Below are 11,608 nucleotides of genomic sequence, written 5' to 3' on the forward strand. Positions count from 1 at the left end.
AGGGTATCGCCAGAGCGCCCCCTCACCCCAGCCCTCTCCCCGGAGGGGAGAGGGAGCAATAATGCTTAGCCGAAACGACCGGTAATGTAGTCTTCCGTCTGCTTCTTGCCCGGCTTGGTAAAGATCTGCTCGGTGCGGTCGAACTCGATCAGCTCGCCCAGGTACATGAAGGCGGTGAGGTCCGAACAGCGGGCCGCCTGCTGCATGTTGTGGGTGACGATGACGATGGTGTACTCGCTCTTGAGCTCTTCCACCAGCTGCTCGATGCGGCCGGTGGCGATCGGGTCCAGCGCCGACGTGGGCTCGTCCAGCAGCAGCACTTCGGGCTTGAGGGCGATGCCGCGGGCGATGCACAGGCGCTGCTGCTGGCCGCCGGAGAGGCCGAGCGCATTCTGCTTGAGCTTGTCCTTCACCTCGTCCCACAGCGCGGCGCTGCGCAGCGCCTGCTCCACGCGGATCTCCATGTCGGCGCGCGACAGGCGCTCGTGGTGGCGGATGCCGTAGGCCACGTTCTCGAAGATCGTCATCGGGAACGGCACCGGCTTCTGGAACACCATGCCGACCTTGCTGCGCAGCTTGTTCATCGAATAGCGCGTGTCGAGGATGTTCTCCTCGTCGAGCATGATCTCGCCCTTCGCTTCCAGCTTCGGGTAGATCGCATAGATGCGGTTGAAGATGCGCAGCAGCGTGGACTTGCCGCAGCCGGAGGGTCCGATGATGGCGGTGACCTTCTTCTCCGGAATGTCCATGTTGATGCCTTTCAGCGCATGGAATCCGTTGTAGTAGAAATTCAGGTCACGCACGCGCAGCTTGGTCGGCGCCAGCACGGCGGCAGGCTGCGGATGAATGCCGGCGGCGGCGGACTCAGTCATGGGACACCTTGTTGCGGGAGAGGATCAGGCGGGAGAGCAGGCTAAGCGCAAGCACGAACATGGTGATGACGAAGGCGCCGGCCCAGGCGATCGAGTTGATCGCCGGGTCCGGGTCCTTGGTGTATTCGTAGATCGCCTGCGGCAGGCTCGGCATCTTGTCCATCGGGTTGAAGGTCAGGAAGTTGTTGCCGAACGCGGTGAACAGCAGCGGCGCGGTCTCGCCGCTGATGCGCGCCAGCGCCAGCAGCACGCCGGTGATGATGCCCGAGCGCGCACCGCGCATCAGGATCTGCATGGTCAGCTTCCACTGCGGGATGCCCAGCGACAGCGCCGCCTCGCGCAGGGTGGAGGGCACCAGGCGCAGCATTTCGTCGGTGGTGCGCACGATCACCGGCAGCGCGATCAGCGCCAGCGCAATGCCGCCGGCCAGGCCGGAGAACGTGGTGTTGCCGTTGGTCAGCGCGGTGGTCGGCAGCACCACGATGGTGTAGACGAACAGGCCCAGCACGATCGACGGCGCCGACAGCAGGATGTCGTTGAGGAAGCGGATCGACTCGCCCAGCTTGGTGCGGTTGGCATATTCGGCCAGCCAGGTGCCAGCCAGCACGCCGATCGGGGTAGCGATGGCGATGCCGAGCAGGTCGAGGATCAGGCTGCCGACCATCGCATTGGCCAGGCCGCCGTTCTCGCGATACACCGAGATCTTGGAAAAGAGATTCCAGTTGATCGCGCCGATGCCCTGGCGCAGGGTTTCCCACAGGATCCAGGCCAGGAATATCAGGCCGATCAGGGTCGCGACCGAACTCAGGCCGAGCGCAATCACATTGGTGATGCGGCGGCGCAGATACAGCGAGGAGGACTTCATCAGCGGCCCTCCTTGTGGGCGAGTCGGCGCAGCATCAGGCGGGCGATCATCAGCACGATGAAGGTCACCACGAACAGCAGGAAGGCCAGCGCCATCAGCGCGGACTTCTGCAGGCCGGCGGCCTCGCCGAACTGGTTGGCGATGGTGGAGGCGATGGAGGCGCCCGGATCGAGCAGGGAGGGCGACAGCTTCATCTTGTTGCCGATGATGAAGGTCACCGCCATGGTCTCGCCCAGCGCGCGGCCTAAACCTAAGAAGATGCCGCCGATCACCGCCGAGCGGGTATACGGCAGCACGATGTCCCAGGCCACTTCCCAGGTGCTGGAGCCGAGCGCATAGGCCGACTCCTTCAGGCGCGTGGGCACGGTCTGGAACACTTCGCGCATCACCGAGGAGATGAACGGGATGATCATCACCGCCAGCACGATGCCCGCAGTCAGCACGCTGCCGCCGAACGGGTTGTCGTTGCCGAACATGCGGCCGATGAAGGGGATGTGCTCGGCCACCCAGGACACTTTGCCGTCGTCCGGCTGGTTGCCCAGGTAGCTGGTCAGCCAGGGCTTGACGTGGTCGGCGAAGAACGGCGCGAACACGAACAGGCCCCACATGCCGTAGATGATCGAGGGAATGCCGGCCAGCAGTTCGATGGCCGAGGACACCGGGGTGCGCAGCCACGGGGGCGCCACCTCGGAAAGATAGAGCGCGACGCCGAAGCTGATCGGCACCGCTACCAGCAAAGCGATGAACGAGGTGACCAGCGTGCCGAACACCGGCACCAGGGCGCCGTAGACGTCGTCGCTGGGGTTCCACTCGCTGCTGGTGAGGAAGCCGAAGCCGAAGTGCGCGAAGGCTTCGCGGCCGCCCCACAGCGTGGAGCCGGCGGCGCCGAGCAGGCTGGCCAGGACGAGCAGGGCGCAGCCCTTGAGCAGCCAGCCGAACAGGCGGTCGTCCCGGGCATCGCGATGCGCGCGGACTTCCTGGGTGGAAAAGGGCGCTGCCGCGGCCTCGTTCGCTTGCATGGTTTCGCTTTCCTGGCAACGCCGGCCGGCATGGCCGGCCGGTCGATGGATTGGGCGCCGCGTCGGCGCTGTTCAGCAACAGGCCGCCCCATCCTGCGAAGGGGCGGCCCGATCCCGCAGCCGGCTTCCGTGCCGGTGGCGGCGGGTCGCTTCACGACCCGCCGCGATAGTCATCAGTGCTTGAACTCGGAGGCCCAGTAGGCTTCGATCTTCTGCACCAGCGAGGCCGGCAGGGCCACGTAGTCCAGCGAGGCGGCGTCGCCCTGGCCGCTGTTCAGCGCCCACTTGAAGAACTCGAAGGCCACCTTGGTGTGCTCGGCGTTCTTCGGCGACTTGTACATCACCACCCAGGTGGTGGCGGTGATCGGCCACGCCTGCGCACCCGGGGCGTTGGTCATGATCACGTTGAAGTCCTTGGCGCTGGTCCAGTCGGCCGTGGCGGCGGCAGCGGCGAAGCTGTCGGCGCTGGGGACGATGAACTGGCCGGCGGAATTCTTCAGGTCGACCCAGGCGATGGTGTTCTTCTTCGCGTAGGCGTACTCGACGTAGCCGATCGAACCCGGGATCTGCTTGACGTACTGCGACACGCCTTCATTGCCCTTGCCGCCCACGCCGGTCGGCCACTCGACGGCGGTGCCGAACTTCACCTTCTCCGCCCACTCCTTGCTGACCTTGGACAGGTAGTTGGTGAAGTTGAACGAGGTGCCCGAACCGTCGGAGCGATGCACCACGGTGATCTTCTTGGCCGGCAGGCTCAGGCCCGCGTTCAGCGCAGCGATCTTGGGGTCGTTCCAGTTGGTGATCTTGCCCAGGAAGATGTCGGCCAGGGTCTCGCCGTCGAGCTTGACCTGGTCGGCCTTGATGCCCGGGATGTTCACCACCGGCACGATGCCGCCCACCACCACCGGGAACTGGCCCAGCTTGAAGCTGGCGAGGTCCTCGGCCTTCAGCGGCGCGTCGGTGGCGCCGAAGTCGATGGTGCCTTCCTTGATCTGCGCGACGCCCGCGCCCGAACCGACCGACTGGTAGTTGAGCTTGTTGCCGGTCTTTTCGGAATAGCCAGCGGACCACTTCGAGAGCACCGGGTAGACGAAGCTCGAACCCGCGCCGGTGATGTCCGTGGCGTGGGCCGACATGCCGAACAGCGACGCCGCGGCGAACACAGCGGACGTGCCGAAACGGGAGAGATATTTGCTAGAGGTCAACACGGTTGCTCCTTAGTGATAAGGGTCACGGGGGATTCCCGCCCGAGCGCTATTTCATGCGCGCCGTGTTGCAATGAAATGAGCTGAATGTTTCAGCGATATGACAACTTGTCATATCGGCCGGAACGTCCGCTGCGATCCGGCCTTCGCGCATTCCTTATCTATAGGGTTTTCCGCGACCTACAGCACATCCAGTCCGATGTGCTCACGTTCGAAGGTTTCCAGCCTGCGCCAGCGATTGACGATCGCGCAGAACAGGTCGGCGGTGCGGTCGGCGTCGTACACGGCCGAGTGCGCTTCGCGCGTGTCGAACTCGAAGCCGGCGGCCTGCACCGACTTGCTCAGCACCGTCTGCCCGTAGGCCAGGCCGCCGAGGGTGGCGGTGTCGAAGCAGCTGAAAGGGTGGAATGGATTGCGCTTGTGGCCCGTACGGCGCACGGCCGCATTGAGGAAGCCCAGGTCGAAAGCGGCGTTGTGGCCGACCAGGATGGCGCGCAGGCAGTCCGCGTCGCGCATGCGCTCGCGTACTTCCTTGAAGATATGGTCCAGCGCCGCCCGTTCGTTGAGCGCGCCGCGCAAGGGGTTGTCCGGGTCGATCCCGGTGATCTCCAGGGCGCGCGGGTCGAGGTTGGCGCCCGGGAACGGTTCCACGTGGGCGGAGACCGCCGGGCGAGGGCGCAGGTAGCCCTCGGCGTCCATGTCCAGGGTGACGGCGGCGATTTCCAGCAGGGCGTCGCGCTCGGCGTCGAAGCCGCCGGTTTCCACGTCGATGATCACCGGCAGGAAGCCGCGGAAGCGGTCGGCCAGCCGGTTGGACATGCTGTTGCTCAGGTTTTCCGATTTATCCATCCACGAAGCATATCAGCCGGCCCGGGGCGGCCGTGAATCGGCCTGGGGTGGGCGTGGCGTGGCGGGCGGTGGCTTTGTTGCAGCCGGTCGCACCAGTGTCTTTGTTTTGTCATGCAAGTAGCACGGAATCGTAAAGGACCGACCGCATGCTGCCGGCCATTACCTGGTTGGCCGTGCCGATCGAGAGGGGGCGGTCCAGGCAATGTCTACCAACATACGGAGAACATCCATGCGTTCTAAGTTGCTCGCGGTGGCGATTGCTGCCGGTTTGGGCGTAGTCAGTTTCCACGTGGCTGCGGAGCCGGCGACGAAGGGCAAGGCTGCCCAGACCTCCAGCCAGGGCTCGCAGACGTCGCAGAACGCCGAGATCGAGGCGCTGAAGGCCCAGCTCGCCGAGCTGCAGGCCAAGGTCGTCGCGCTGGAAGAGCGTACTGACGCCCAGTCGGACATCAACGTGTCCACCGGCCAGAACCTCGAGGCCGTGCAGAAGGCGCAGGTCGCGTCCGACAAGAAGATGACGACGATCGACAAATTCGTGAACAACACGAAGATCGGCGGCACCATGTTCTTCGACCTGACCAACGCCGATCACAAAGAAAAGGGCAAGACCGGCGGCTTCGTCAGCAAGGACGGCCACGGTTCGGTCAACGGCACCGGCTTCGACGTCAAGCGTTTCTACCTGACCGTCGACCACAAGTTCGACGACACCTGGTCGGCCAACCTGACCACCGACTTCAACTACCAGTCCACGCTGAGCCAGACCAGCCTGTTCGTGAAGAAGGCCTACGTGCAGGGCACGTTCGATCCGCTCTTCACGGTGCGCTTCGGTGCGGCCGACATGCCGTGGATTCCGTTCGCCGAGAAGTGGTACGGCTACCGCTTCATCGAGAACACCCTGACCGACCGCAGCATCGACGGCGGCCGTGGCACCGTGGGCGTGGCCCCGGCGGGCGTGGGTTCGTTCGGCAACTCGTCCGACTGGGGTATCCATGCCCTGGGCGCGACCGCCGGCGACAACGCCGTCAACTACCAGCTGTCGGTGGTCAACGGCCGCGGCTTCCGCAACCCGTCGCGTTCGGATGGCGTGGACGTGGAAGGCCGCTTCGGCTACCAGCCGATCCAGGAGATGGTCATCGCCGTCGGTGGCTACGACGGCAAGCGCGGCAACAAGGTGCAGAGCGGCGCGGCTACCCAGAACGCGACCCGCGGCGACGTGCTGGTGGCCTACCGCGACAAGACCTTCGGTGTGGGTGCCGAGTACTTCACCGCCAAGAACTGGGACGACGTCCTGAAGTTCAGCGGCGTGCTGCCGGCCCCGGCCGTGGTGCGCGACAAGGCCGAGGGTTACTCGCTGTTCGGCGATTACTCCTTCGCTCCGCAGTGGTCCCTGTTCGCCCGCTACGACCGCGTGGACTACAAGTGGTGGGGTGTCAGCGGTCCGCAGAACAAGCTGAAGGACACCTACTACAACGCCGGTATCGCCTACGACGCACTGAAGAACCTGCGCCTGGCGTTCGCTTGGAAGCACGACAAGCTGGAAGGCCCGATCCGGGCGTTCGAGTATAAGACCAACGAGATCGGCTTCTGGGGCGTGCTGTCTTACTGACATCGCCTCAAGAGCCAGCGGTTATCGGAAGGGAGTTCTACCCAAGGACGGAAAACGGCGGGCCTCAAGCCCGCCGTTTGCTTTTTCCGGCAGCCAGAAAATCTACGTGTGGTGGCGAAGCCGCTTCAGTAATTCACTTGCAGCTGCACCCTCAGCAGGTCGCCGCCGATGCGCCGATAGGGTGCGGAGCTGACATTGGTGCGGCGCATGTTGGCGTAGGCCACCGCCAGTTCCACCGCATTGTTCGGCTGCCATTCGACGCCGATCTCGGTTTCGTCGACCAGCATGCGCGGCGTGTTGGTGTCGAATTTCGAGGCGCCGCGATAGGTCTGCCATTTCAGGTACGGGAACAGCGTGCCGATGCTGCCGCCGTCGATCTTGTAGGTCGCCTGCACATAACCGCCGCGCAGTGACCTGGTGCGGATCTGGCGCCTGGCCAGGTCCAGTTCCGGGCCGCGGCCCACCGTCCATTCCGCCTGCAGGCCGAACGGCTGCGGATAGTAGATGGCATGCACCGCCACGCGCTGGTCGATCGAGCCGTTCACCGGCGCGGTGTCCTTCGGCGTGAAGCTGCGGCCGTTGACGGTGATCGAGGCCGGCGTGGCGACCTTGAAGCGACCGCTGTACGCATCGGCGCCGACTTCGAAGAACTGCCCGTTGGCGAATTTGAACGGGTAGCTGAAGTGCAGCACGGTGTGCAGGCTGTTGTTCTGCTCGGCGCGGTTGGCGCCCTGGCCGTTGTAGAAACCCAGGCCCAGCACGCCGTAGTCGCCGGAGCCCTTGAGGCCGGACTTCACCAGGTACTGGTAGCGCTCCTGCACGTGCTTGGGCGTGTAGTAGAAGAACACGCCAAGATCGCGTTCGTCGCGCACGCCGGAGTTCAGTGCATCGGCGCGGTCCGGGGTGATGCGGTTCTGGCTGGACTGCAGGTTTTCCCAGCCGTACGGCACTTTCGACTGGCCGGCGCGCGCACGGAATTCGCGGTCCTTGTCGAAGTAAATGTCGGCATAGGCATCGCGCAGCTGGGCGAAGTTGCTGGTGCTGGAACCGGTCGGCGTGCTGGCGAAATCCGGCTGCAGGTAGATCGACACTCGATCGTTGAGATCGCCGCTGATCACCACGCGGGCGCGGCGGATGCCGAAGCCCTGGTTGTCGCCGATAAAGCGATCGCCGGGCGAACGCAGATCGGCCGCGTCGCCGCCCAGGCCCTGGTTGTAGCGCAGCTGGGTATAGCCGCGCAGGGCGATGCGGTCGTACCACTTCTTCTCGGCCGGCTTGGCGGGTTTCGCTTCGGCGGCCGGCATGGCGGCGACGGTGGAGGAGGGCGCTGCGGCCGGCGTGCTTGCGGCTGCGGCCGTGGTGGCGCCGGTGTTTTCGTCCACCTGCATGAAGGTGCCGAGCTTGACCCTGCCGGGGCCGGGTTCGGCGAAGATCTGCTGGGTCTTGCGGTCCACGTACAAGTCCAGCGTGGCGGCGGCAGCCGTTTCCGAAAGCGCGGCAGCGCCCACGGTCCAGAGCATCGAGGCGAGTTTTTTTCTCTTCATGGTCGTCCAGGGATCGGCGGCAAAGGCCGCGTGGCGGAGTGCGCGCCGCGCCGTGTGGATTCCGTCCCTGGATGCTCGGCGCCGGCTCGGCGGATGCGCGCGCAATTTCTTGCGGCTTGCGGGGCGGCGAGCCTAGGGGCCATGGATGTCGGTTTTGTGACGGCGGTGGCGCGAGACGGCTCGCTGCCGAAGTAAAGCCCGCATAAAAACCCTTGTTTTTGGCTTCACGGCACTGAACGAAATGGACGTCCATATTCAGCTTGGACGAAAATTGTGCGCTGCAAGGGCTTGAGCATCGCGCTGCAAGCCCGTATCTTCTTGCGTTATGCGCTTCCGCTACTCCCGCGTCTTCGTCCTGTTCATGGCATGCCTGTTCGGCGTGCTGGTGACGTTTGCGTCGACGGCGCAGAGCATGGGTAAGGACGGGCGCAGCGCCGTCGCGGCGGTGGTCGATGCCGACATCGCCCAGGATCTCGCCGACGACGGCGAGGACGGTTCCGACGCGCTTGCCGGCGCCTGCGCCATCGACGACCAGTGTCTGGACGACATCATGGTCGAGTCGATGGAGTGGTCCGTGTGGCATGACCGCGCCCCTTCCGTGGCCATCGGCCCGGTGCCCGACGTGCACGAACGCGCGGCCGGGCTGATCTGCCCCCCTCCCAACGCCTGATTCCCCTGCGCGCTTTCCGTCGCGGCGCCTGAGCGTCCGCGGCTGATGTCTCCGCGCGCCTGAGGGCAGCTTGCCTGCCCCTGCCTCGCCATGTCCGTGCGAGGCCTATCCCCACACATCTTCATTTCGGCGGCCCGTTTGCCGCCCAGTCCCCTACTGCTCGGGAGATATACCCATGGAACGTCTGCTCGAAGGCTTCGAACACTTCCGCCGCACCGTCTTTCCGGAACAGCGCGAGCTGTTCAAGAAGCTCGCCACCGGCCAGAGCCCGCATACGCTGTTCATCACCTGCGCCGATTCGCGCGTGATGCCGGAAATGATCTTCTCGGCGCTGCCGGGCGAGATCTTCGTCTACCGCAATATCGGCAATATCGTGCCGCCCTACGCGCAGCACGTGAGCGGCGTGGTCGCTGCGATCGAGTACGCGGTGAAGGTGCTGCAGGTGAAGCACATCGTGATCTGCGGCCACTCCGACTGCGGCGCGATGAAGGGCCTGCTGGCGCCGGCCAAGGTGGCGCACATGCCGTCGGTGGCTGCGTGGCTGAAGCATGCCGACGTGGCGCGCTACGTGGTGGCGGAGAACAGCCCGCACCTGCAGGGCGAGGAAGCGCTGCGCCGCGTCACCGAGGAAAACGTGGTCGGCCAGCTCGAACATCTGCGCACCTTGCCGGCCGTCGCTGCCGCGATGGCCAACGGCAGCGTGAGCATCCACGGCTGGCTGTACGACATCGCCCTGGCGGAACTGCGTGCATTCGATGCGCACAGCGGCCACTTCGTAATGATCGATCCGGCCAGCCGCAAAGTGCCGGATGCAAGCCCGCATGCGCGCTTTGCGGCTTCGGCGTCCGCGGCTTAAAGGAGCAGCCCAGTGAGTTCCAACCCGATCTCATCTAACTCGATCTCGAAATACTTTTCGAGCAACTTCTTCAGCCGTGACCTGCTCGGCTCGGTGGTGGTGTTCCTGGTGGCGCTGCCCTTGTGCATGGGCATCGCCATCGCCTCCGGCATGCCGCCGGCGACCGGCCTGATCACCGGCATCATCGGCGGCCTGGTGGTCGGCGTGATCGCCGGCTCGCCGCTGCAGGTCAGCGGCCCCGCCGCGGGCCTGGCGGTGCTGGTGTTCGAGCTGGTGCGCGAACATGGCGTGGCGGCGCTGGGTCCGGTGGTGTTGCTGGCCGGCCTGATCCAGATCGCCGCCGGCCTGTGCCGCGTCGGCATCTGGTTCCGCATGACCTCGCCGGCGGTGGTGGCGGGCATGCTGTCGGGCATCGGCATCCTGATCGTCGCTTCGCAGGCGCACGTGCTGATCGATGCCAAGCCGATGGCGCGCGGTCTGGAAAACTTCGCGGCCTTGCCGGGTGCGTTGGCTAATGCGTTCTCCGGTGAAGGCACCGGGCTGGCCGCGCTGGGCGTGGGTGTCGCCACCATCGCGATCATGCTGGGCTGGGAAAAGCTGCGTCCGCAGAAGCTGCGCTTCGTGCCCGGCGCCTTGCTGGCGGTGGTGGCGGTGACGGCGTTCGTGCAGTTCCAGGGCGTGAACGTCAACAAGGTGGATGTACCGGCCAACCTGCTGTCGGCGATCTCGCTGCCCAGCTTCACCGACCTCGGCAGCCTGCTCGAACCCTCGCTGCTGGTCGCCGCGCTGACCTTCGCCTTTATCGCCAGTGCGGAAACCTTGCTGTCGGCGGCGGCGGTCGATCGCATGCACGACGGCAAGCGCACCAACTACGACCGCGAGCTGACCGCGCAGGGCCTGGGCAATACGCTGTGCGGCCTGCTCGGCGCGCTGCCGATGACCGGCGTGATCGTGCGCAGCGCGGCCAATGTGCAGGCCGGTTCCGCCACGCGCATGGCCACCATCCTGCACGGCGGCTGGTTGCTGGTGTTCGCGCTGCTGCTGCCGTGGCTGATGCGCATGACGCCGATTTCCTGCCTGGCCGGCATCCTGGTCTTTACCGGCGTGAAGATGATCAACTTCAAGCAGGTGAAGAGCTTCGCCGCCTACGGCAAGGGCACCGCGGCGATTTATGTGGCGACCACCTTCGCCATCGTCGCCACCGACCTGCTGGCCGGCGTGCTGGTGGGCTTCGCGCTGTCGCTGTTCCGCCTGGCCCTGCTGTCCTCGCGGCTGAAGGTGAACCTGGCCGAGCACGACGACGAACCGGGCGCGGCCAAGCTGCACCTGACCGGCATCGCTACTTTCCTCAAGGTGCCGTCGATGGCGCGCACGCTGGAACAGGTGCCGCCGAACACGCGCCTGCACGTGGTGATGGACGATCTGCACCACGTCGACCAGGCCAGTTTCGAGCTGCTGCGCGACTGGGCTCGCAACGCCAAGTCGAAGGGTTGCGAACTGGTGGTGGATTGGATGGAGCTTGAGCGTCGCGTGGAAGGACCGGCCAAGGCGGCCTGATCGATTCATGCGGTTTTGCCATACCCCGCGGATGCCCAGACGCGTCCGCGGGGGTTCTTTACATGCGGAAGGGGAGGTTGGCCGATGCTCGCGGACATCACGGCGGCGCTGGGCGCCATCAAGACCGGTTCGGATATCGCCCGCGAGATGGCCGGCGCGGATTCGCTGGACGAGACACGCGGCAAGGCGGCGGAACTGTACGGCGCGATGGCCGAGATCCAGCATCGCCTGGCGGCCATGCAGCTCGCCCATGCGGCCTTGCTGGAACAGCGCGATGCGCTGGTGCGCGAAGTGGAAGAAGTGCGCCAGTCACGCATGGAGCGCGAACGCTATGTGCTGCATCAGCTGCCGCAGGGCGGACTGGTGTATCGCTTCAAGGCCAGCCGCGAATCCGGCGCGGTGCCGCACGACCTGTGCGTGCATTGCTACGAAGGTGGGGTGAAGTCGATCCTGCAACCGAACGGTTCGCACCTGGTGTGCCCAACGTGCAAGACCAAGTTGCGCTCGAAAGGCACGGCGGCGATCGCCTCCCGGCGCGGTGGCGTGTGCGTGTGGACGCTTTGAA

Annotated in this window: 11 protein-coding genes; 5 read left to right on the top strand and 6 right to left on the bottom strand. The window is 65.4% G+C overall.

Going from position 1 to position 11,608, the window contains the following annotated elements:
* Positions 1 to 65: 65 nt before the first annotated feature.
* From pstB to rnt, 5 genes are all read right to left on the bottom strand, one after another.
* Complete coding sequence (pstB, locus tag AB4083_RS01325; protein WP_441605951.1) at positions 66 to 872, bottom strand: phosphate ABC transporter ATP-binding protein PstB; 807 nt, start codon at positions 870 to 872, stop codon at positions 66 to 68.
* Entirely contained in the window at positions 865 to 1,737 is an 873-nt protein-coding gene (gene pstA / locus AB4083_RS01330; protein ID WP_441605952.1) for a phosphate ABC transporter permease PstA, read from the bottom strand. Before pstA ends, pstB begins: the two co-directional genes overlap by 8 nt.
* Positions 1,737 to 2,756 (bottom strand): phosphate ABC transporter permease subunit PstC, encoded by a 1,020-nt coding sequence (gene pstC / locus AB4083_RS01335; protein WP_441605953.1) that lies wholly within the window; start codon positions 2,754 to 2,756, stop codon positions 1,737 to 1,739. Before pstC ends, pstA begins: the two co-directional genes overlap by 1 nt.
* A gap of 173 nt (positions 2,757 to 2,929) precedes the next feature.
* Complete coding sequence (pstS, locus tag AB4083_RS01340; protein ID WP_441605954.1) at positions 2,930 to 3,961, bottom strand: phosphate ABC transporter substrate-binding protein PstS; 1,032 nt, start codon at positions 3,959 to 3,961, stop codon at positions 2,930 to 2,932.
* A gap of 180 nt (positions 3,962 to 4,141) precedes the next feature.
* Positions 4,142 to 4,810, bottom strand: a complete 669-nt coding sequence (gene rnt / locus AB4083_RS01345) for a ribonuclease T (RefSeq protein ID WP_441605955.1) — start codon at positions 4,808 to 4,810, stop codon at positions 4,142 to 4,144.
* Between the two features lie 229 nt (positions 4,811 to 5,039).
* Between rnt and AB4083_RS01350 the strand changes: the two genes are divergently transcribed.
* A complete protein-coding gene (locus tag AB4083_RS01350) occupies positions 5,040 to 6,416 on the top strand; it encodes a porin (RefSeq protein ID WP_441605956.1) in 1,377 nt (458 codons plus the stop codon).
* A 125-nt stretch (positions 6,417 to 6,541) separates the two neighbouring features.
* Here AB4083_RS01350 and AB4083_RS01355 read toward each other — a convergent pair whose 3' ends face one another.
* Positions 6,542 to 7,960: a porin gene (locus AB4083_RS01355; protein WP_441605957.1), complete on the bottom strand. Its 1,419-nt coding sequence runs from the start codon at positions 7,958 to 7,960 to the stop codon at positions 6,542 to 6,544.
* A 325-nt stretch (positions 7,961 to 8,285) separates the two neighbouring features.
* Here AB4083_RS01355 and AB4083_RS01360 point away from each other — a divergent pair, with 325 nt between their 5' ends.
* The 4 genes from AB4083_RS01360 (at position 8,286) to AB4083_RS01375 (ending at position 11,607) form a co-directional block, all read left to right on the top strand.
* Positions 8,286 to 8,630 carry a hypothetical protein gene (locus AB4083_RS01360; protein WP_441605958.1) on the top strand — a complete coding sequence of 115 codons (345 nt, stop codon included), beginning with the start codon at positions 8,286 to 8,288 and terminating at the stop codon, positions 8,628 to 8,630.
* Positions 8,631 to 8,805: 175 nt separating this feature from the next.
* Positions 8,806 to 9,486: a carbonic anhydrase gene (locus AB4083_RS01365; RefSeq protein WP_441605959.1), complete on the top strand. Its 681-nt coding sequence runs from the start codon at positions 8,806 to 8,808 to the stop codon at positions 9,484 to 9,486.
* 27 nt (positions 9,487 to 9,513) lie between these two features.
* Positions 9,514 to 11,043 (top strand): SulP family inorganic anion transporter, encoded by a 1,530-nt coding sequence (locus AB4083_RS01370; RefSeq protein ID WP_441606460.1) that lies wholly within the window; start codon positions 9,514 to 9,516, stop codon positions 11,041 to 11,043.
* 84 nt (positions 11,044 to 11,127) lie between these two features.
* Entirely contained in the window at positions 11,128 to 11,607 is a 480-nt protein-coding gene (locus AB4083_RS01375; RefSeq protein ID WP_441605960.1) for a hypothetical protein, read from the top strand.
* Position 11,608: the final 1 nt, after the last annotated feature.

Source organism: Dyella sp. 2RAB6 (genome assembly GCF_052115385.1).
In the GTDB taxonomy this organism is placed as follows: domain Bacteria; phylum Pseudomonadota; class Gammaproteobacteria; order Xanthomonadales; family Rhodanobacteraceae; genus Dyella_D.

What these genes read in the sequence shown, in the direction of transcription:
- pstB (WP_441605951.1), bottom strand. Translation starts at nt 872, where the DNA reads ATGACTGAGTCCGCCGCCGCCGGCATTCATCCGCAGCCTGCCGCCGTG.
- pstA (WP_441605952.1), bottom strand. Translation starts at nt 1,737, where the DNA reads ATGAAGTCCTCCTCGCTGTATCTGCGCCGCCGCATCACCAATGTGATT.
- pstC (WP_441605953.1), bottom strand. Translation starts at nt 2,756, where the DNA reads ATGCAAGCGAACGAGGCCGCGGCAGCGCCCTTTTCCACCCAGGAAGTC.
- rnt (WP_441605955.1), bottom strand. Translation starts at nt 4,810, where the DNA reads ATGGATAAATCGGAAAACCTGAGCAACAGCATGTCCAACCGGCTGGCC.
- AB4083_RS01350 (WP_441605956.1), top strand. Translation starts at nt 5,040, where the DNA reads ATGCGTTCTAAGTTGCTCGCGGTGGCGATTGCTGCCGGTTTGGGCGTA.
- AB4083_RS01355 (WP_441605957.1), bottom strand. Translation starts at nt 7,960, where the DNA reads ATGAAGAGAAAAAAACTCGCCTCGATGCTCTGGACCGTGGGCGCTGCC.
- AB4083_RS01360 (WP_441605958.1), top strand. Translation starts at nt 8,286, where the DNA reads ATGCGCTTCCGCTACTCCCGCGTCTTCGTCCTGTTCATGGCATGCCTG.
- AB4083_RS01365 (WP_441605959.1), top strand. Translation starts at nt 8,806, where the DNA reads ATGGAACGTCTGCTCGAAGGCTTCGAACACTTCCGCCGCACCGTCTTT.
- AB4083_RS01375 (WP_441605960.1), top strand. Translation starts at nt 11,128, where the DNA reads ATGCTCGCGGACATCACGGCGGCGCTGGGCGCCATCAAGACCGGTTCG.